The organism is Empedobacter sp. R132-2, assembly GCF_030324375.1.
In the GTDB taxonomy this organism is placed as follows: domain Bacteria; phylum Bacteroidota; class Bacteroidia; order Flavobacteriales; family Weeksellaceae; genus Empedobacter; species Empedobacter falsenii_B.
The window spans coordinates 22821-43819 of sequence record NZ_JACAGG010000011.1 but is presented as its reverse complement, the minus strand read 5'-3'; the positions used below and the strand labels follow the sequence as shown (position 1 = coordinate 43819).

At 30.9% G+C, this 20999-nt stretch carries 17 protein-coding genes; 8 read left to right on the top strand and 9 right to left on the bottom strand.

What is annotated here, in order from left to right; genetic code table 11:
* Positions 1 to 31 precede the first annotated feature (31 nt).
* Together pepT and HXZ69_RS07220 are read left to right on the top strand one after the other, a co-directional pair.
* Positions 32 to 1273: a peptidase T gene (gene pepT, locus HXZ69_RS07225; protein ID WP_115000674.1), complete on the top strand. Its 1242-nt coding sequence runs from the start codon at positions 32 to 34 to the stop codon at positions 1271 to 1273.
* A gap of 88 nt (positions 1274 to 1361) precedes the next feature.
* A complete protein-coding gene (locus HXZ69_RS07220; protein WP_038331627.1) occupies positions 1362 to 2030 on the top strand; it encodes a head GIN domain-containing protein in 669 nt (222 codons plus the stop codon).
* 33 nt (positions 2031 to 2063) lie between these two features.
* On the opposite strand, the gene HXZ69_RS07215 is transcribed toward HXZ69_RS07220, so the two are convergent.
* Both HXZ69_RS07215 and HXZ69_RS07210 read right to left on the bottom strand, forming a co-directional pair.
* Positions 2064 to 3155 carry a DUF3810 family protein gene (locus tag HXZ69_RS07215; RefSeq protein WP_286495494.1) on the bottom strand — a complete coding sequence of 364 codons (1092 nt, stop codon included), beginning with the start codon at positions 3153 to 3155 and terminating at the stop codon, positions 2064 to 2066.
* Positions 3136 to 4110, bottom strand: coding sequence for a bile acid:sodium symporter family protein (locus tag HXZ69_RS07210; RefSeq protein WP_280045722.1), 975 nt, complete (start codon positions 4108 to 4110; stop codon positions 3136 to 3138). Before HXZ69_RS07210 ends, HXZ69_RS07215 begins: the two co-directional genes overlap by 20 nt.
* 158 nt (positions 4111 to 4268) lie before the next feature.
* On the opposite strand from HXZ69_RS07210, the gene HXZ69_RS07205 reads away from it, so the two are divergent.
* Both HXZ69_RS07205 and uvrA read left to right on the top strand, forming a co-directional pair.
* The gene (locus HXZ69_RS07205) at positions 4269 to 4607 is read left to right on the top strand and encodes a hypothetical protein (RefSeq protein WP_038331633.1); all 339 of its coding nucleotides are present in this window, start codon (positions 4269 to 4271) and stop codon (positions 4605 to 4607) included.
* Between the two features lie 151 nt (positions 4608 to 4758).
* Positions 4759 to 7560, top strand: a complete 2802-nt coding sequence (uvrA, locus tag HXZ69_RS07200) for an excinuclease ABC subunit UvrA (RefSeq protein WP_125350351.1) — start codon at positions 4759 to 4761, stop codon at positions 7558 to 7560.
* A 41-nt stretch (positions 7561 to 7601) separates the two neighbouring features.
* Here uvrA and HXZ69_RS07195 read toward each other — a convergent pair whose 3' ends face one another.
* The 5 genes from HXZ69_RS07195 to HXZ69_RS07175 form a co-directional block, all read right to left on the bottom strand.
* Complete coding sequence (locus tag HXZ69_RS07195; RefSeq protein ID WP_286495493.1) at positions 7602 to 8066, bottom strand: OsmC family protein; 465 nt, start codon at positions 8064 to 8066, stop codon at positions 7602 to 7604.
* 96 nt (positions 8067 to 8162) lie between these two features.
* The gene (locus HXZ69_RS07190; RefSeq protein ID WP_286495492.1) at positions 8163 to 8888 is read right to left on the bottom strand and encodes a hypothetical protein; all 726 of its coding nucleotides are present in this window, start codon (positions 8886 to 8888) and stop codon (positions 8163 to 8165) included.
* Positions 8885 to 9694, bottom strand: coding sequence for a DUF4097 family beta strand repeat-containing protein (locus HXZ69_RS07185; protein WP_286495491.1), 810 nt, complete (start codon positions 9692 to 9694; stop codon positions 8885 to 8887). Before HXZ69_RS07185 ends, HXZ69_RS07190 begins: the two co-directional genes overlap by 4 nt.
* Positions 9695 to 9715: 21 nt before the next feature.
* Positions 9716 to 10543 (bottom strand): hypothetical protein, encoded by an 828-nt coding sequence (locus HXZ69_RS07180; protein ID WP_286473661.1) that lies wholly within the window; start codon positions 10541 to 10543, stop codon positions 9716 to 9718.
* Entirely contained in the window at positions 10536 to 11144 is a 609-nt protein-coding gene (locus HXZ69_RS07175; protein WP_286495490.1) for an RNA polymerase sigma factor, read from the bottom strand. The genes HXZ69_RS07180 and HXZ69_RS07175 overlap by 8 nt, the downstream gene beginning before the upstream one ends.
* A gap of 176 nt (positions 11145 to 11320) precedes the next feature.
* On the opposite strand from HXZ69_RS07175, the gene HXZ69_RS07170 reads away from it, so the two are divergent.
* The gene (locus HXZ69_RS07170; RefSeq protein ID WP_286495489.1) at positions 11321 to 12271 is read left to right on the top strand and encodes a M20/M25/M40 family metallo-hydrolase; all 951 of its coding nucleotides are present in this window, start codon (positions 11321 to 11323) and stop codon (positions 12269 to 12271) included.
* A gap of 59 nt (positions 12272 to 12330) precedes the next feature.
* Positions 12331 to 14526: a B12-binding domain-containing radical SAM protein gene (locus tag HXZ69_RS07165; RefSeq protein ID WP_286495488.1), complete on the top strand. Its 2196-nt coding sequence runs from the start codon at positions 12331 to 12333 to the stop codon at positions 14524 to 14526.
* 222 nt (positions 14527 to 14748) lie between these two features.
* On the opposite strand, the gene HXZ69_RS07160 is transcribed toward HXZ69_RS07165, so the two are convergent.
* Together HXZ69_RS07160 and HXZ69_RS07155 are read right to left on the bottom strand one after the other, a co-directional pair.
* On the bottom strand, positions 14749 to 15741 hold the full coding sequence (locus HXZ69_RS07160) for an OmpA family protein (protein ID WP_286495487.1): 993 nt from the start codon (positions 15739 to 15741) through the stop codon (positions 14749 to 14751).
* A 1484-nt stretch (positions 15742 to 17225) separates the two neighbouring features.
* A complete protein-coding gene (locus HXZ69_RS07155; protein WP_286495486.1) occupies positions 17226 to 18863 on the bottom strand; it encodes a helix-turn-helix domain-containing protein in 1638 nt (545 codons plus the stop codon).
* 346 nt (positions 18864 to 19209) lie between these two features.
* Here HXZ69_RS07155 and HXZ69_RS07150 point away from each other — a divergent pair, with 346 nt between their 5' ends.
* Positions 19210 to 19449, top strand: a complete 240-nt coding sequence (locus tag HXZ69_RS07150) for a hypothetical protein (protein ID WP_286495485.1) — start codon at positions 19210 to 19212, stop codon at positions 19447 to 19449.
* Between the two features lie 28 nt (positions 19450 to 19477).
* Complete coding sequence (locus HXZ69_RS07145) at positions 19478 to 20941, top strand: DoxX family protein (protein ID WP_286495484.1); 1464 nt, start codon at positions 19478 to 19480, stop codon at positions 20939 to 20941.
* The last annotated feature ends 58 nt before the right edge of the window (positions 20942 to 20999 follow it).

Below are 20999 nucleotides of genomic sequence, written 5' to 3'. Positions count from 1 at the left end.
ATTTAGTAATTTTGACAAAAATTAAAACGCAATGCAAACAGAATGGAGAGAAAAGTTGGTAACACGCTTTTTGAAATATGTTAAAACTTACACTGAAAGTGAAGCTTTTTTAGATAAATTTCCAAGTACAGACCGTCAATGGGATTTAGCAAATTATTTGGTTGAAGAGTTAAAACAAATCGGTTTAGAAGATGTTTCAATAGATGAAAACGGGTATGTTTTTGGATATGTTCCTTCTACAGTTGATCACGAAGTGCCTACTATTGGTTTTGTTTCTCATATGGATACATCGCCAGATTTTTCTGGAGAAAATGTACAACCTCAAATTTGGGAAAATTACGATGGTGGAGATATCAAATTGAACGAATCAATGATTTTATCACCAAACGAATTCCCTGAATTATCTCAATATAAAGGTCAAACAATCATTACAACTGATGGTACAACATTATTAGGTGCTGATGATAAAGCTGGTGTTGCTGAAATTGTAACAGCTGCAGAATATTTGATTGCTCATCCAGAAATTAAACATGGACGTATCGCTATTGGATTTACACCTGACGAAGAAGTTGGTCGTGGAGCAGATTTTTTTAATGTAGAGAAATTTGGAGCTGAATGGGGGTATACAATGGATGGTTCTGAAATTGGAGAATTAGAGTACGAAAACTTTAATGCTGCATCTGGTATTGTGACAATCAAAGGTAAATCTGTTCACCCAGGTTATGCGAAAGATAAGATGATTAATGCATCTAATATTGCAATGGAGTTTGCTGCACAATTACCAAACGACGAAGTTCCTGAATTAACTGATGGTCGCGAAGGATTCTTTCATTTAGCTAAAATTACAGGAAATGTATCTGAAGCAAAAATGGTTTACATTATCCGTGACCACGATATGGAGCAATATGAAGCGCGTAAAGCTTTATTTTTACAAATTGCTGCTGATATTCAAGAGCGCTTTGATCATGAAGTAATTACAGCAGAAGTTTCTGATCAATATTTTAATATGATTGAAAAAGTAAAAGAGAAATTTCAATCAGTTGAAATCGCAGAACAAGCTTTGAAAGACTGTGGAGTTACACCAAATATCAAACCAATTCGTGGTGGTACAGACGGTGCTCGTTTATCTTTTATGGGATTACCTTGTCCTAATATCTTTGCTGGAGGTCACAATTTCCACGGACCTTACGAATATGTACCAGTAGAATCTATGGAAAAAGCAACAGAAATTATTGTACGTATTGCAGAATTAACAGCTGAAGGAGCGAAATAATTCTTACAATATATCTTAAAAATAACTTAAGTTTTCTTTTTTGGTTTAAATTTTGTGTAATTTCAAATCAAATTAGAAAACTTTTTTTATGAAAAATATCGTATTGTCAGCAGCCGCTATATTTTGTTCAACTTTTGCGTTTGCGCAAGAAGAGATAAATGTTGGAGATTTTAATATCTTAAAAGTTTATGATAAAATTCCGGTTGAGTTAATTTCTTCGAACGAAAACTTAGTAAAAATAGATGGAGTTAATGCGAGCGATGTTCAAGTTGAAAATAACAAAGGTGAACTGAAATTGAAAATGACAGGAACCAAATTGATGCAAGGAGGAGAAGCAACGGTTAAGGTTTATTACAAATCATTATACGAAATTCAGGCAAGTCAAGGTTCTCGCATTTATTCTGATGATGTTGTAAAATCACAAGCATTGTATTTGACATCTAACGAAGGTTCATCTATCAAATTACCAATCGAAACATCAAAATTAGAAGTCAAAATAAATTCTGGTGCTGAAGTAATTTTAACTGGTGATACTGAATTTCAGACTGTAATTGCAAATTCTGGAGGGAAATATTATTCGAAAACATTAAATTCTGATACAGCAAGTTTAACAACAAATGCAGGAGGAGTAATAGAAGCGAGAGCGGAGAAATCTGTAGATGCAAAAACTAGAGCAGGAGGAGTGATTGATATTTATGGTAATCCAACGCAACGTAATCAGAAAAAATTAGCTGGTGGAAAAATTAATTTTAAATGATTTAGAACTTTAACAATAATATAAAAGCAACGATTAATTCGTTGCTTTTTTTGTCTGATATAACAAATAAATCAATTCGACATATTTGCTATAACTTATAGTTCCTTCTTGATTATTAGCCTTCAAAAACTGATTATTTAACTCAGAAAAAGTATCGCTCGTAACACCTTCATATTTCAAATAATGTTTTAATTCGGCTTTTCTGTCTTGCTTTATTTTAGAATGCATATTATCCAATTCCATTTTCACAAAATACGGATCAGATTTGTAAATAGCACCTAAAAGCGTATAAATACTTTTATAATAAAACGAATAATTAATTTCAGGATTTCTAGATTTTGTACCTAAATAATAAGCTAAAAAATTAGCTTCACTTTCTGATGCAAATCCCATTTGGTGTCCATATTCGTGGAAAAGTGTTGCAGGTTGTTTCAAATTTGTATTGTATCTGTTCAGATTTGCTTCTGCCGTAAAAGGGTTATAGTATCCCAAAATACCCATATAATTTTGCATTTCCGAAATCCAAGATAATTTGTATTGTGTATCTTTTAATAATCGATAATTTTTTAACCATTTTACATTATTTACTTGGTGTTGTAAAGCAAAAAATTCTTGATTATAATCTTTTAAATTAGATTTGAATTTTATCGTTGTTGTCGAATCATTATGTTCGATTAAATTTCTTGCTGATATTGCTTTATCAAGCTCGTAGCAATAGATTTCTTTCAGAATTTTAGGTTGAATAACGATTTTTTCTTTGTCAATAGTTAACGTTTCTTTTTTGTACATCACGCCCCAAGCAAACGTGTAAATAAAATAGATGCAGTTTACAAAAATCATAATACAATAAATTGAATTCGAAATTTTTTCTTTCGATTTGAAAGAACTTCGAATCAATTTAAAAATCAATACAAAACCGATTATTCCAATGATTAAATAAAACAATTCTCCAACAGGAAAATGAACTGAATTCGTGATTTTTGCAATAAATCTTGAAATTGGAAATGTAAGATGATTGACGATGAAATCATCAACGCTTTCTATTGAAAATAGTATCGAAAATAAAATAATTTGAAATAGAAAAATAAGAATACTTCGATAAGTTTTATTCAACTTCTTTAGCATATTGATTGGCGATATAACTGATATAAATTAACTGAAAAGTGTGGTAAAGCATAATCGGAATCAAATAAATACCGATATCTCCCGTGAAAATAACCGCTGCAATTACCGAGCCATGAACCAATGATTTTTTAGTCGAACAAAATTGAATTGTGATATCATCTTCTCGATTAAAATTCATTTTCTTACCAATCCATTTTGAAAGTTTGAAAAAGAAAAAGAATAACGCAACTACAATTATGAAAACTGCCAACAACGGAAGAACGCCTAATTTTGTAAATAATCCATCCAAAAAAGTATGACTAAAACTGTTGTAAACAATAAGTACAATGGTTAGTTTATCTAAATTACCGAATTGCTTTTTATATTTATTGTAAAAGAACCCTAAATAAGGTTGAAGAAGAGCTCCGATAAAAACAGGTAAAATAATTTTAAGAACTAAATCCAAAAAAGTTCCTAATAAATCAAATTCACCATTACTTTTTGATAAAAACAAACTCATCCAAAGCGGTGTAACAACAATACCTATTAGTCCAGAAATACTTGCGTTAAAGATAGCACTTGGTATATTTCCTTTCGCAATAGAAACCATTACAACTGACGAAGAAACTGTACTTGGTAACGCGGCTAAATAAAATATTGCGACATACAGAGTAAAATAAATTGGGTAATTTTTTATGAAAGGATAGAAACACAAGACTAATAATGGAAAAAATATAAATGTGATGGATTGAATCAAGACATGCATTTTCCAATTTGCTAAATCTTTAAAAACTTCTTTCCAATTAAGTTTTAATCCATAAAAAAAGAATACTAAGATAACTCCAATATCAATTATTGTATTCAGATTGAAATCCTTGTAAGACCACAAACTAATATCTGGGAAAAAATATGCGACAACAATGGCAACGAATAAAAACAGAATAAAAGGGTCGGGTAATTTATTTAGAATTTTCAAAATCAATAAAATTTAAACAAAAATAATAAATAAGATGATAAACATTTACTAAATATTTAATACTTTCGTTTTAAAGTAGAAAAGGGTATAATGTTAAGTATTTGTAAATTGATTAACTTTTTTTTATATTTGTATTTAAATAACCTAAAATCTATCTTATGAATACGTGTCTTCAATGTAACCAAACTTTATTTGGTCGAAAAGACAAAAAGTTTTGTAACGATTTTTGTCGAAATTCTTATAATAATAATCTTAATCGTGATAAAGTAGAAATTGTACGAAATATTAACAACAGATTAAGAAAAAATAATCGTATCTTAAAAACTTTATTAGAAGAAGGAGCTCGTTCGGTAAATAAAAACGAATTGAGTTTGAGAAACTTTGATTTTAAGTACATTACAAATGTAGATGAATCAAAAAATGGCACAATTTTTTATGTGTACGATGTTGGATATCAAGAGTTAAACGAAGAAAATTATTTATTATTTCAGGAATAAATTTTTATTTTTTTATTGAAAAAAGCGCGTCAACATGTTGATGCGCTTTTATATTTTAACTAAATCTGTTCTTTTTTATACGTTATATTTTATGACTAATTTTTGTTGCGATTAAGTTTAACTTTCTAAAATAACTTAACTTTGTGCCAAGATGAAAAAAGATATCAATCAACTTGATCCGAAAGAATTTATTCTGATTAAAGGTGCAAAATTGCACAACTTAAAAAACATTGATTTAGCGATTCCAAAAAATAAATTAGTCGTGATTACTGGGATGTCTGGTTCTGGGAAATCTACTTTGGCTTTTGATACGTTGTATGCGGAAGGTCAGCGTCGTTATGTCGAAAGTTTATCGTCTTATGCACGTCAGTTTTTAGGAAAATTGGATAAGCCTCAAGTTGATTATATCAAAGGAATAGCGCCAGCAATAGCGATTCAGCAAAAAGTAAATTCTACAAATCCGCGTTCTACAGTTGGAACAACGACAGAAGTCTATGATTATCTAAAGTTGTTGTACGCACGAATTGGAAAAACATATTCACCGATTACAGGAGAATTAGTTCAAAAAGATTCGGTAACGGATGCGATTGATTATCTAAAAACTTTTGTGGCTGAAACTAAATTTATTCTTCAAATAAAATTGGTTGTGCCAGAAGAGCGTTCGTTTGCAGAACATTTGAATATTCTTCAACAGCAAGGGTTTACACGTTTGAGTGTCGATGGAAATCAAGTGAAAATTGAAGATTTAATTTCATTTAATTTTGAACCTCAACCCGAAAATGATATTCATCTTGTCATTGATCGTATCGCTTTGCCAACAGAGGACGAAGAATCTTTTTATCATCGTTTGGCAGATTCTATCGAGACGGCTTTTTTCGAAGGAAAAGGAGAAATAGCGATTGTAAATGTAGAAGATAATACGGTAAAATATTTCTCAAATAAATTTGAATCAGATGGTTTGATTTTTAATGAACCAACTATTCATTTCTTTAGTTTCAATAATCCTTATGGAGCTTGTCCAACTTGCGAAGGTTACGGGAAAGTAATTGGAGTTGAGGAAAATCTTGTCGTTCCAAATAAATCGTTGTCAATCTACGAAGATGCGGTTGTAGCTTGGAAAGGCGAGAAAATGGGCGAGTGGAAAAATCATTTTATCAAACTTTCTCAAAAAGTAGATTTTCCAATTCATAAACCTTATTTTGAATTATCCGAAGAGCAAAAAGACTATTTGTGGCACGGAGATAACGACTGGGAAGGATTGGATGGTTTTTTTAAAATGGTTGAGGAGAATACATACAAAATTCAATATCGTGTAATGTTGTCTCGTTATCGTGGTAAAACAACTTGTCCAACTTGTAAAGGAAAGCGTTTGCGTAAGGAAACGAATTACGTGAAAATTGCGGATAAATCGATTAATGATTTGGTTGATTTACCTTTGAATGAGTTGAATGATTTCTTTACAAGTATTACATTTAACGAATATGATCAGCAAATTGCGGGTCGAATTATATATGAGATTAAGTCGCGTTTAACGTTTTTGTTAGATGTTGGTTTAGAATATTTAACGCTAAATCGTGCTTCGAATACCTTGTCTGGAGGAGAATCTCAACGTATCAATTTAGCAACTTCTTTGGGAAGTAGTTTGGTTGGTTCGATGTATGTGTTAGACGAGCCTTCGATTGGTTTACATTCGCGTGATACAGCTAAATTTATTACGATTTTACATCGTTTACGCGATTTAGGCAATACAGTGATTGTGGTAGAACATGATGAAGACATTATGAAAGCTGCCGATTATATCATCGATATTGGTCCAGAAGCGGGAACAAATGGAGGTGAAGTAGTTTTTGAAGGAACCTATGATGAATTATTAAAAGGTGATACATTAACGTCGAAATATTTAAACGGAAAATTAGAGATTGAAGTTCCTAAAAAACGTTTGAAATCTCCTAATTATCTGAAAATTATTGGAGCAAGAGAAAATAATCTAAAAAATATTGATGTTAAATTTCCTCTGAACGAATTAACCGTTATTACAGGTGTTTCGGGTTCAGGGAAATCTACCTTAATGAAAGATATTTTAGCACCAGCTGTTCAGCGTCATTTCGAGATTTTTGGAAATAAAATCGGTGATTTTGATGAGTTAGTTGGAGATCTGAAACAATTGGAAGGAATTGAGTTAATCGATCAAAATCCAATCGGGAAATCTTCGCGTTCTAATCCTGTGACGTATGTAAAAGCTTACGATGATATCCGAAATTTATTTGCCAATCAGAAAGCGAGTAAAGTGATGGGATTTCAACCAAAACATTTTTCGTTTAATGTAGATGGCGGACGTTGTGATGCATGTAAAGGAGAAGGGACAATTACCATCGAAATGCAGTTTATGGCTGATGTAGAGCTGGTTTGTGAAGATTGCCATGGCGAACGTTTCAAGAAAGAAATCTTAGAAGTTAAATTCGAAGGAAAATCGATTTCAGATATTTTAAATCTAACAATTGATGAAGCAATTGACTTTTTTGCAACGCATCAACAAAATAAAATTGTCGAAAAGCTGAAACCATTACAAGATGTTGGTTTGGGTTATGTAAAACTTGGGCAATCGTCGAATACGCTTTCTGGTGGAGAGGCACAACGTGTGAAGCTGGCTTTTTTCTTGACGAAAGGAGAAACGACAAATAAAACCTTGTTTATTTTTGATGAGCCTTCTACAGGTCTGCATTTCCATGATATTCAGAAGTTGATTAAAGCATTACGTGCTTTGATTGATTTGGGACATTCGGTTTTTGTAATCGAACATAATATGGATATTATCAAAGTTGCCGATTGGGTGATTGATCTTGGTCCAGAAGGAGGGAAGAAAGGCGGTTATTTGGTTGCCGAAGGTACGCCAGAAGAGATTGTCAAAGTAAAAGAGTCCTACACAGCTCAATTCTTAAAAGAGAAATTATAACAGAAATAAAATAAATTATTAAAACCGAGTTTAGTTCGGTTTTATTTTGCGTTACATTTTGGGTGATGATAAACAGGGAAATTGCACGAATTCGCAATAAAACACAATTCGTTTGCTTTTTTATGAAGTGAAAGCGCCAACTCGATTTGTGATGAATTAGAAATAATGATTTCAGGAAATAAATCTACTTTTATAATTTTTCCACTTCCATCAGGATTCACTTGCAATGTGGCCTCCGAATGATCTTGGTAAGAAATTACTTCGATTTTATGTTGTGTACAACAATATAAATACGACATCATGTGACAAGAGGTCAAACTACTCAAAAGCAAATCTTCTGGATTGTATAAGTTTGGATCACCTTTGAAAGTTTTCGCAGCAGAAACTTCTAAATCAGGTTTTCCTTCAATCGAAATGTAATGACTTTTTGTATAAATTCTGGTTGAAGAATCTGTTTGAGGCTCTTTCTTAATCCAATTTAGGGCAACTTTAAATAAATGATTCAAGGCTTAATTTTTATCAAAAATAATCTTTTCTAAAAGAAAAACACAACTGAGAATCCTCAATTGTGTTTTCAAAAAATGTTATAATTTATCTACTATTTACTTTCTTAAATAGACATTTCCATATTTCGAAGAAAATTCTTGCAATGGCTGTTTACCTACGTTTGCTGCAATTACAGAATGAAAATTATCTGATTTTATAGTTTTGATTGCAAAATCTAGATTCGTGTACATCTTCCCAAAAAAAGTTTCCACTTTTATTTCTCCAATTTGTTTTGCATTCATTGTTGCATCTACACTTCCATATGTTGATTGTGCAATAATCGGTGCATCAAAATTGATAACTTCAATTGTTCCATACGTTGATTCGATAGTCGTTTTCATATGTTCAGGAACTTTGATTTCCAATGTAATATCCATTTGTACACCTGTAGAAACCGAAGAGGATTTAATGTCATTTGCATCAATATATTTTTGATAGTCCTCTTTGGTTTGAAATTGTTTTTTCTCACTACCAAAAGTCGCTGTCACATGATGTGGAATATCTTCTAGTTTTACAACTTTACCTTCGATGGTTTTTCCTTGACTGTTTTTGCTTTCAGTTAAGTTGAAATTCGAGTCATTTTTACCATTATTGATATTAACATTTCCAGAGATACTCACTTCGTTTTGTTTCCATGTTGTGATTTTAACGATTTGTGGATAATCAAATTTTAATGTTAATTCTTGCCCTTTTTCAACTGAAAAACTCTTCTGAATTTTTGTTTGAGCGATTGATAAATTTGCCAATAAGCCCATTGCTAAAGATAAAATTACTGTTCTCATAACGCTCTCAAATATATTTTACTGTAATCTGATCTGAAAAGGAAACTTGTTCCACCACCATTTAACGTTCCTGTTGCTTGATTGTTAATTTTTATCATTTCAGATGATTTATCAACTGTTTCTAATTTTAACGATAATTCAGGTGCAATCAAAATATCACCAAACGAAGTTGTTAATTTTACATTTGCTTTAGAAGATTTCGGAATCGAAGCATCCACGTGACCATAGATCGACACAAGCGACAAAGGACCTTTTACATTTTGACTAAATTTAGCATCGATAGAACCATAAATCGTGTTGATTGTTGCAGGACCCGTTACATTCTCTAATACAATATTGTTGTAGCTTGCAGTTGCTTCAACTTCATTTTCAATATTTTTGAACGTAATGGTACTTCCAAATTGAGATTGATGATTAAATGAAATTGTTACACCTTTCGGAACCAATATTTTGATGTTTGGAGGTGTCATTTGTTGAAGTTGTTTTACTTCGATTACACCATTTTTTTCTACAACATTTATTCCTAATTCAGTGTTGTCTTCAAGTCCTAATGAGTTGATTGAGCGCAATCCTTTTGCTCTTTCGTCATTATCTCGCGATCTTGTTTTAGTAGAAAAAACAATTTCGTTTCCATTGTAACCTTCGACTGTAACTCGTCCAAGATCAAGGTTCAGTTTTCCTTTACTTACAGCTAATTTGTACGTTTTCGAATTATCTTCATTCGCACTTTTCGATTCGTTTTGCGCAAAAGTGTACGTAGACATCATCATAAAAGATGCAGCTACCAAAAATATTTTTCTTATCATTTTTTGATTTTTTGTTAATTATTATTTTCTAAAAAGAACCGCGTACGCTTCGTCTTTCACAAACGGTTTTGTTGTAGGATCCAAAACCATTTCTTGTAATTTATTTGTTAATTTCAAATCGATTTGATCGTTATTGATATGCGCTATCATTCCTATTAATTCCATTTGTACCATCGGATCATCTTGCTTCATAAAAATGTCTGTTAACTCTTTTGAAACGTCCGATTTAGGTAATTTTGAAGCAAGTGCTTCGAGTGCATTTAGTCGCACAATTGTATTGTTGTCATTTAAAGCTAAGTTGTATAAACTCTTTTTTAAATTGTGATCAATACTTGGTAAATCAGCTATTTTTGCAATTGCATTAATACGATTACTTGTTGATTCTTGATCGTTTAATGAACTTAAAATTTCATTTTTAAGGTTTTCATCTATACCAATTAATTCTTCTTTTGCTTGAACAACTTTTTCAACTTTTTTCTCTTTCGTAATTCTTACAAACTGAATTTCTTTTTCATTTTGTTCAGTTTTAATTTCAGTTGGATAAACAATTTCTGGTTGAACTTCTTCTACTTTTTTAACCTGTTTTTCCTTAACAACTTCAATTGTTTTTGGCGAATTTACTTGATCATTTTTCAAGAAAAAATATCCACCAACACTCAATAGAACAAGCGCAGAAGCAGCAATACTCCAATTCTGAATTCTCCATTTCTTAGGTTGTTCAATTACCAACGTTTTTTCTTCCTGTTTAGGAATCTCAGCCTGAATTCTTTTCCATAATTCTGCAGAAGGTTCTTTGTTTTCAAAGGCTTCTCTGTTTTTTTTGATATGTTTTTTTAAAGAATCATTCATTGCAAACGGTTTGTTGTAAGGTTTCGTAAATTTTCTTTTTTGCACGATGATATTTACTTCTCACCGTGTTGTGGCTCAATCCCAAAAGTTGAGCAATGTCTTCTTGCGGCATGTCTTCGAACAGAAATAGATTCACAATTGTTCTTGTATCAGTAGGTAATTCTTCAATCGCTTGTTGCAATTCTTCAATTTTACCATCCAATATTTGTTTTTCTTCCAAACTTTCTTCACTGTCATCAATAATATTTGCTCCATCAACATCAGAAAAATAAACTTTATTTTTTCGTAAATGTGAAATCGATTTATTAATCGCAACTCTACTGAACCAAGCTCCTAAATTCTCGATGCTTTTCAACTTTTGAATATCAGAAAAAAGTGAAATAAAAATTTCTTGTGTCAAATCTTCCGCATCAGAAACTTCTGTCACCAAACGATAAACAGAATTGTAAACTGATTTCGAATAGCGATGATAGAGCTGAGTATAACCAGCCTCTACACCAGATTCGCACCAATCTAATAGTTGTTTATCATTTATTGAAAAATTTTCTTTCTCCAAAATTTTCAAGGTTTCATTGTTGTTTCTATTGTATAGACGCAGCAAGTTTTTGAATGTTGCATCAATTTTTAAAAAAGTTTTTGAAATTTAACAATTATTGAATTATTCACCCTGATTTTCAGTGATAATAAGCGAAATTAAATTTCTAAAATTATCCTACTCATCTATATTCTTGATTATTTTTCTATTTTTGTTAGACGTATACTTAGTCGAAATTGAATATGAAAAAAATAGTTATCATCTTATCTTTGGTTGTAGGAACCAAGTCTTTTGCGCAAGAAATTGAAGTAAAAAACCTTAAAAAACACGTTTATTTTTTGGCTGATGATAAAATGAAAGGAAGAGGGACTGGAAGTGAAGAAAATTTGAAAGCTGCAAAATATATTGTGAAAGAATTCAAAAAATATAAACTTCAACCTTTAGGAGAAGATGGCTATTTTCAAGGATTTGAGGCAAAAGTAAAAAAAGTAAAAGTTGTTGACAGTATTCGTTCTGCAAAAAATGTGATTGCTTTTTTAGATAATAAAGCGGAAAAAACGATTGTGATTGGTGCGCATTACGATCATTTGGGAGAAGGAAAGCAAGGTAGTTCTTTGGCGAAAGATAGCTATGGAATGATTCACAATGGTGCTGATGATAACGCTTCTGGCGTTGCTGGTTTGTTAGAATTAGCAAGATTTTACAGTAAAAATAAAATGACAGAACCTGTTAATTTTTTATTTATTGCTTTTGGTGCAGAGGAATTAGGTTTGGTTGGTTCACGTTATTTTGTGAAACACCCAACGTATGATTTATCGAAAGTGCATTGGATGTTGAACATGGATATGATTGGTCGTTTGAACAAAGAATCAGGTGTTTCGATTATAGGTTATGGAACTTCTCCAACTTTTGAAACAATTTTTAATGAAATTAATCCGACTGATTTTGTCAAATTTTATACAGGTTATGAAGGTAGAGGTGGTTCGGATCAAACTTCGTTTTATGAGAAAGATATTCCAGTTTTATTTTTCCATACAGGCGGTCACGACGATTATCACAAACCAACTGACGATGCAGATAAAGTAGATTATGAATCGTTGAAAGGAATTCTTAATCTCGAAAAAGCTGTGATTGAGGGGAGTTTCAAAATTGAAACGATGCCGTTTAGAACCACTGATAAAACTGAAAAATAATTGATAAAAATCTAAAATTATTTTTTTTCAATCCGTATTTTTGCAACAAATTTCAACGATTGAAAACGGATCTTTTATTAATCACACCACCTTTTACGCAATTAAATACACCATATCCTGGAACAGTTTATTTAAAAGGATTTCTAAACACACTTTCATATTCAACTTTTCAAGCTGATTTAGGTTTAGATGTCATCTTACAATTATTCTCAAGAAAAGGTTTAATTGATTTATTTGAATTTATTCAAAATCAAGAAATTGAATTAGGTGATAATAGTAAAAGAATGGTGATGTTAAGCGATGAATATATCGCAACTATTGATCCTGTTATCCGATTTCTACAAGGAAAAAATTCGACCTTAGCTGATTCAATTATTCAAGATGGATATTTACCAGAAGCTTCTCGTTTTGCGGAGGTTGAAGATTTGGAATGGGCCTTTGGTTCGATGTCTTTTCAAGATAAAGCGAAACATTTAGCAACTTTATATTTAGAAGATTTATCGGATTTAATTATTGAAGCGGTTGATGAAAATTTTGGTTTTTCTCGTTATGCTGAACGTTTGGGAAGATCAGCAAATTCTTTTGATGAATTGTATCAAGAATTACAAAAAGATCCAACTTATATTGATAAAATTACACTTTCGGAATTAGAAAAATTAATTCAGAAAACGAATCCAAAAATGATTGGTTTTTCGGTTCCTTTTCCAGGGAATTTATATTCGGCTTTTCGTTGTGCGCAATATATCAAGACAAATTATCCTGAAATTGTGGTGGATATGGGCGGAGGTTTTCCAAATACGGAATTACGTTCTTTAAGCGATCCTCGAGTATTTGAGTTTTTCGATTTTATTACATTAGATGATGGTGAAGCACCAACTGAACAGTTGATAAAATACATCAATCAAGAAGTTGAAATTTCTGATTTGAAAAGAACTTTTACCCTTCAAAATCATCAAGTTTCTTATATCAATAATCAAACTATTCGAGATTATAAATTTAGCGAAGTTGGAACGCCAGATTATACGGATATCAAATTAGATCAATATATTTCTGTCATCGAAGTGGTTAATCCAATGCATCGTTTGTGGAGTGATGGGCGTTGGAATAAGCTGACAATGGCGCATGGTTGTTATTGGGGAAAATGTACGTTTTGCGATATTTCGTTAGATTATATCAAAATTTATGAACCGATTGCAGCAAAACAAATTGTGGACAGAATGGAAGAGTTGATTGAAACAACTCAAAATACAGGTTTTCATTTTGTTGATGAAGCAGCTCCACCAGCATTAATGCGAGAAGTTGCGTTAGAAATTCTTCGAAGAAAATTGACCGTAACGTGGTGGACAAATATAAGATTCGAGAAAAGTTTTACATACGATTTATGTCGATTACTAAAAGCTTCGGGCTGTATTGCGGTTTCTGGAGGTTTGGAAGTAGCTTCGGATCGATTGTTGAAATTGATTGATAAAGGTGTAACAGTGGAGCAAGTTGCGGTTGTAAATCGAAATTTTACCGAAGCTGGAATTATGGTACATGCATATTTGATGTATGGTTTTCCGACACAAACAAAGCAAGAAACGATTGATAGTTTGGAAATGGTGCGTCAAATGTTCGAATTAGGAATTCTTCAATCAGGATTTTGGCATCAATTTGCGATGACAGCGCATAGCCCAGTTGGGTTGAACCCAGAAAAATATGAAGTAATTAATCATAGCACCGAATTAGGAACTTTTGCGAATAATGATATGATTCACGAGGAAAAATCAGGTTTAATTCATGATCAGTTCTCGTATGGATTAAAGAAATCATTGTTTAACTATATGCACGGTGTTGGTTTTGAGTTGTCGCTGAATGAGTGGTTTGATTTTAAAGTTCCGAGAACGTCAATTCAACCAAATTATATCGAAACAGTTTTGAATAATGAAACTTTTGTAATGTATAAACCAACGCAAAAAGTAGTTTGGTTAGGAGGTAGACCACAAATAGAATTTGTAACGAAAACAAAAAAAGGAAAAACTTTTGAGAATGCAGTTTTACAATTTCATACCAAACAAGATTATCTTGAAATTGTTGTAGACAAAGAGATTAGCGAATGGTTGGTTGATTTTATTCAATACTTGAAAGAAAGTCCAAAAGCAGTTTCCTATCAACAAATGAAACAAAGTTTTGAAGAAAAAATACAAACCGATTTTGAGATTTTTATTTATTCAAAACAAGCCGAAAAATTAAAAGAAACAGTTTTACTGATTGTATAAACATAAAAAAACCTTGAATTATTCAAGGTTTTTTTTTTAGTAGATATGAATTTGTATCATTTTTGATTAAATGATTTTAAAGAATCATCAGAATTAAACATTCTTTGGTATAGAATCTAGTTCTTTAGTTTCTATAATGTTTGGAGCAACTTTTTTTAATAATGTACTACGGATTAGTATCAATATTTTTCATGTTTAATAAAATTAAAACATATATAGATTTTACTTTACTTTAACCAACTCTACACGTCTATTTTTAGCTTTATTTTCTTCTGTATCATTTGCTACCAATGGTTTTTCAGCTCCGTATCCTATAGCAGATAAACGTGTTTTATCAATACCTAAAGCAATTAGTTTTTGCATTACAGCATTTGCACGATCATTAGATAGTTTTTTGTTATGCTTAGCGTCGCCAGAATTATCAGTATGCCCTTCAATTGATATTTTTAATGTGTTATCTTTCTTTAAGGCATTTGCAATTTCAGTCACAATCTCATCACCTTCTTGCGTGATTTTTGCTTGATCAACATCAAAATTAATATATAAAATAGATTTTCCATTCTTAGTCAAATCCTCAGCAATTTCGTCTGCTGTTACTTTGGTGATAGTTTGCTTAAAGTCTGTTTCTTGTAGTACATTAAGCGAAGCACCAGCATTGTTAGAAAGGTATTGTATATATACATTTCCTTTATCTTTTGTACGTAATACCCAAAACTTCATATTTTGTCCAGCGTATCCCATATCACCTTCGCCTCCTTTATTCGGATCTTGTTTATTGTAACGCTCATATTCTTCTTTGGTTATTTCACCATCAAACACTTTAACAGCCCCGATAGATTGTAAATAATCAGCCATACTTTTTTCAAAGAAATTTTGCGAAAATTCTTCTCCTTGTTTAGGTGAAACAAAAGTTTTATACAACTTTCCTTCAAAAGGTGTCATAACACCGTTAATAGGAAAAAAACATATGTCAAATTGTTTTACCAAAGGTTTGTTCATTTCTTTTAAACCTTGCGGAAGATTTATGAAAGGAAAATCTCCAATATCAGCTGTTGAAAATGGAATTTTGCTGATGTCAAATCCATTATTAGCAACCGTATTTTCTTGTTTTTGATTAGTATCTACTATAACATTATCCGTTTTCTTTTCTTCTGTTTTGTTGTTACAAGAAACAATCAAAGTAGCTGCAATCGCTACAATAAATAGTTTATTCATCGCTGTTCAAATATTAATTTTATAGTATTATTTGAGATAAAAATACTATAAATTATTATCATACAGTTATTTATTTGCGTAATTTTTTTAATCTTTTATTTAGATCTTTATTAAAAGTCATCCTCTTTTTTATTTTACGAATATTGAATTCATATGCCCTTCGGGGAAGCTCATCCAAAAAAAAAAATTGAAATTAAAAATTTGAAATTAAAAGGAGGAGCCACGGTGTGGCTCAGGTACTACTTATTTCTAATTTTCATTTCTTCCTTTCATTTTTTATTCATTTCCTGTTTATTTTAATTATTGGTATTCATATGCCCTTTGGGGAAGCTCATCCAAAAAAACATTTGAAATTAAAAGGAGGAGCCATGTTATGGCTCAGGTATTTTAAATAAATTATTTCCATAAAGTTGGCAACTCGCTTTGCTCAAACACTCCAACTTTTTTTATTCCAATAATTTAGAGTTGAATTGCATTTCGATTCTAAATCGTCGGATTTTTAACTCCTTTTTCAATATTCAAAATCCTTTTTTTACAATGAATTTATAAATCGTCATTGCTGAAAAGTCGAGTGTCAATTCGGCGTAAAGAGCGTTAAAAATGATTTATGTTCGCATTTCATATGCGAATGTTCTAAAGCATTTAGCGAGTAGCCGTTATTGACCGACTTGTAAGCACAGACTTGACTTTTTTGGTTCGTTTTTGTGTCAAGACTTCCCCGAAGGGCATATGAATTCATTTGAAAACAATAATAACTCATGAATAAAAATGAACATATAATTATTAATCAACTTGTAACAATTTTACCTAAGCTCCACAGGAGCTTCTCCTTTTAATTTCAAATGTTTTTTCATCAAGGAAAAAAAGAATGTAAAATTCTTTCTATCACTTTTTTATGAGCAAAAAAGTAATCAAAAAACTCTTGGCTGTAAACCTCTCTACTAAAAATGTTCTCATTCCACTAAAGATTTTACAAACCCTACGGGCTAAAACCTTTTTAACGTTGCACTCAACCATTTTCTTAACGTGAGAGTTTTAATGCCGGTTTTTCATCCTTTTTCAATACTCAAATTCACTATTTAACAACGGATTTTAGAGTCGACATACGATTTGCAGACGAGTTTCAATCCATTGAAACAAGCGTAAAAAAGATTAGTGAGCGTATGCGAATCATTTAATCTTTTTAGTGCGTGAGATGGTAATTGAACGTCGAAAATCGCGGTCTTGACTTTTTTGGTTCGTTTTTGTGTCAAGACAAAAAATGAACGTAATAAAATAATTATCTTCTTATTATCGTAAATTATGATCAGAACCTCATTCTTAATCTTAAATACATACTACTTTTTACATACTACAATTCTTACATCTCAATTCAAAAATCGTTTACATACATTCTACTGCCACTATGTTGCCTTCATCTTGCCTTTATGTTGGGAGTATCCTGCTACTACTTAGAGATGAAAATGTTGTTTACGTTTTTCTTTTTAATTGTTTTTGTTCAAATTGAATTTCAATTGTTTTATATATTCATAAGGGCGAAATGAAGTCACTTGAAAGAATACATTCGAAAATTGACGAGAAGATGAAAAACCTACTAATTCTGCTAAATCACCAATTGAATGTTGATGAAACTGATCTGAATCCTTTAGGAGATGAAGAACATAATTTATTCGAAGTTGATTGATGTAATTTGAAAAATTAGTTCCTTTTTCTGAGTTAATAATCTTTGATAAATATGCAGAATTGGTTTTAAATGATTTTGCTAATTGAGCCAAGGTTAAAGTTTTCTGTACAAATAAGTGATTCATTTCAAAATCATTCAACTGATTCAAAATATGATTTACAACTTCAGTCGGAATCTCAATAACAGGAGGTTCTTTTACTTTCTTTTTATCTATCGTAAGCTGTTTGAAAAAACGTTTGTAACTATACAATACCCCGATTGAACATAAAATGATCACAAAACCTATCAAAATAGGGTAGAAGATGATTTTGAATTCAACATTTTTCTTCAACTTCAATAGTTCTTTTTCATCATATTCTTTTTGGAGAACGGGAGATAGCTTTACTGTATTTTGCTGAGTCAAATGATCTAGTTTTAGTAACTGATTGATATAATACAATTGGTTTGGGTAATTACGATTATTTTCAGAATTATGGATTAAGGCATCGTAAGCAGCACGAATATCGCTATCTAAAAAATCATATTCATTAAAAAGTTGATCTATTTTTTCAAAATATATAATTGCTTTTTGTACTTCATTTATTGCCTCGTAAGTTTTACCAATATAAAAATAAGCCAAACTCAGTGTATTAGAATCGTGGTGACTTTTCAAATGATCTAATTCATTTTTTAGCGTGGTTATAGACTGTTGATACTCTTTTTCTAAATAGAACTGAATTCCTTTTAAATAAGTAAAATAATGAATAAAATAGTCGTTTTGCGAATCTTGACTCAATTTCAAGCCTTTATTATTAAGCTGATTAGCTTCTTTGTATTTATGTTGAGCCTGTAAGATTTGAACGGAATAATAAAGGCTATTTAAATAATAAGCTTGGTGATTGATATCCGAACTATTTTTTTCAAAATAAGAAGAGCATTTCGCAAATAGATCATGAGACTCCTCAAACTGTTTTAATTGAAATTTAATTAAAGCAACATTAAAAAGGACTTTATATGTTAAGTAGTTGGATGATTTCTTATTCAATTTCTTTTCAGCTAATAAATAATTTTTTAAGGCTGGTTGAAATTTCTTGAACTGATAATGAACCAATCCTTTCGAAAGAAAACTTTGAACAATCAAATCATTATTCCTTGTCTGTTGAGCAACAACTATTGCACTATCAGCATATTTTAATTTGGTTGAATAATCCTGTGAATAGTAAATAGCTTCTTTATAGCCATAGAATAAAGTTTCGCCATCATTGCTAATCTTAGCCTTTAAGATATAAGCATTAATGTACTTCCAAACTTCGGAATTGTTCTTATCGGTTTGAAATGAATCAATTCTCTGAACCAGAAAATCATTTGTTTCTGTGCTTAGTTGATCAATTGCATAGACATTTTCGATGTTGAAAATAAGCCATAAAAATCCAATTAGAAGGGGTACAGATGTTTTCATAAGCATTGTTTTTTTAGATGAAAACAGTAGTAGATTTCCATGTAAGTTACTTATTTTAATCGAATAAGGCTTGTAAATTACCACAAATCACTAATCGATTACACCATGAAATGTATGAATTTATAAATTTCACACATTTATACAGCGTTGTAGGATATTATTTTCATAGTAAATTAAAAAATTAACATTTGGTAATTTGCTAATTATTAATAATATAAACGATTACAAGTAACACTTTTATAAAATCAACATAGTGTTTATGTTTTTGACGTGCTTCTTTATTGTTTTAATCATTATGCCTTCTAATTTTAAGCTAAGAATATAAATAATCCTAAAAAACACGACTATGAAAACAAAAACTTATTTATTCATTAGCATCATTAGTTTCCTATTTTATCAATGTATAGAACAGGAAGAAAAAGAACAATTAAGATCAGATGGTTTATCTGTTGTAGAACAAAAACGCGAATCAGATTTACATATAGAATTGGATAGTGTAGTTACTGCTGATTCTATTCAACAAGAAGCTGATCCACCAAAAGATAAAGATCCTTATATCAAGCGTACTGAAGAAGGAGGTGAGTAGTTCACTTTAAACCCTAAAACACATTAAGATGAGAAAATACGATCCATTTATACAAACACTCATCTGCTACCTATTTATTGTGTTGTTCATTTATGCAGCGGCAAGCAAGCTGATGGATTTTGAGACCTTTCAAACGCAGTTAGGACAATCGCCCTTATTAGCTAGTTATGCGATTCCTATTTCGTATGGAGTTATAATCATAGAACTGGTAACAGCGGTTCTTTTGATGTTTGATCGATACCGAATAATTGCCTTACAGATTTCACTTTTCTTAATGGTGATGTTCACCACCTATATTGTCATTATTCTACATTTCACAGCATTTACACCTTGTTCATGTGGTGGAGTTTTAGAAAAGATGGGATGGACAGAACATCTGATTTTTAATGGTGTATTTGTAGGATTGGCTTTAATTGGCATTAGGATAACAAACATTTCTCAAACATGGAGAGATTATATAATTCAACAATTCTTTCTTATTTTAATTGGAATTGTTAGTGTAACCATTTTATATGGTTTATCAGAAAAGAAATCTCAGTATAACAATGCGTTTACGCGTAAATACATTCCACATATTCTTGACAAAATAAAACAAATAACTTTAAATTCTAATGACTATTATATAGCTGGGGTAGATAGCTGTTCTATATATTTAGGAAATTATAATGCGCCTCTTTATATAAAAGAGATTGATTTTCATAATTATACAGAAAATATTCATAGAATTGAGATTAATCGTTATGATTTACCGTATAAACGCATCCGTATTGTTGTGCAACCTCCCTATTTTTTTGTTGGTGACGGTACAGTTCCAATAATACTTAGAGGAAGAATAGTAAACTGGAAAGCATCAACACTATTAAATGAAAAGATTTATTTTAATCAATTTATTCCAAGGGATTCTGTTGCAATTGCGGTAGTCACAGCCATTAATAAAACAAATTCCACTGTTATTGGAGAAATAGTAACAGATCAAAATAAATTCAACTTAAAAGATAAAATCCTGACAAAACAATCAACTGGTACCTTTGATACTGATGGACTTCTACAGTGGAATAAGCAATCAAAAATATATACATATCTATATCATTACAGAAATCAATATCTGGTTTTAGATGAGAATTTAATATTGAAGTCTCAAAATAATACAATTGATACCATTACATCTGCTAAAATAGATTTAGTTCATTTTAAGAAAAGAAATCACTATGAGTTAGGTAGTCAAACAATTATGGTTAATAAAACAGCTGCATCAAATAATAATTCATATTTCATTGTAAGTGATAGGTTAGGAAAGTTTGAAAAAGATTATCATGCAAAAGGAATGTCGATTATCGACTCGTATGATTTTAGAAACAATAGATATGAATATAGCTTTTATTTTTATCATCAACCAAAGCAATCAATTCAACAATTAGTGGCTTATAATAATTATTTGATAGGAGTAGTAGATGATCAATTATGGATGTACAAACTAAGAAATAATAATTAATTGCGCAATGCAGGGGAAGACTGAAAACCTGTATAATAGAGTAAGTCACCACATTAAA

What these genes read in the sequence shown, in the direction of transcription:
- pepT (WP_115000674.1), top strand. Translation starts at nt 32, where the DNA reads ATGCAAACAGAATGGAGAGAAAAGTTGGTAACACGCTTTTTGAAATAT.
- HXZ69_RS07220 (WP_038331627.1), top strand. Translation starts at nt 1,362, where the DNA reads ATGAAAAATATCGTATTGTCAGCAGCCGCTATATTTTGTTCAACTTTT.
- HXZ69_RS07215 (WP_286495494.1), bottom strand. Translation starts at nt 3,155, where the DNA reads ATGCTAAAGAAGTTGAATAAAACTTATCGAAGTATTCTTATTTTTCTA.
- HXZ69_RS07205 (WP_038331633.1), top strand. Translation starts at nt 4,269, where the DNA reads ATGAATACGTGTCTTCAATGTAACCAAACTTTATTTGGTCGAAAAGAC.
- uvrA (WP_125350351.1), top strand. Translation starts at nt 4,759, where the DNA reads ATGAAAAAAGATATCAATCAACTTGATCCGAAAGAATTTATTCTGATT.
- HXZ69_RS07190 (WP_286495492.1), bottom strand. Translation starts at nt 8,888, where the DNA reads ATGAGAACAGTAATTTTATCTTTAGCAATGGGCTTATTGGCAAATTTA.
- HXZ69_RS07185 (WP_286495491.1), bottom strand. Translation starts at nt 9,694, where the DNA reads ATGATAAGAAAAATATTTTTGGTAGCTGCATCTTTTATGATGATGTCT.
- HXZ69_RS07180 (WP_286473661.1), bottom strand. Translation starts at nt 10,543, where the DNA reads ATGAATGATTCTTTAAAAAAACATATCAAAAAAAACAGAGAAGCCTTT.
- HXZ69_RS07170 (WP_286495489.1), top strand. Translation starts at nt 11,321, where the DNA reads ATGAAAAAAATAGTTATCATCTTATCTTTGGTTGTAGGAACCAAGTCT.
- HXZ69_RS07160 (WP_286495487.1), bottom strand. Translation starts at nt 15,741, where the DNA reads ATGAATAAACTATTTATTGTAGCGATTGCAGCTACTTTGATTGTTTCT.
- HXZ69_RS07155 (WP_286495486.1), bottom strand. Translation starts at nt 18,863, where the DNA reads ATGAAAACATCTGTACCCCTTCTAATTGGATTTTTATGGCTTATTTTC.
- HXZ69_RS07150 (WP_286495485.1), top strand. Translation starts at nt 19,210, where the DNA reads ATGAAAACAAAAACTTATTTATTCATTAGCATCATTAGTTTCCTATTT.
- HXZ69_RS07145 (WP_286495484.1), top strand. Translation starts at nt 19,478, where the DNA reads ATGAGAAAATACGATCCATTTATACAAACACTCATCTGCTACCTATTT.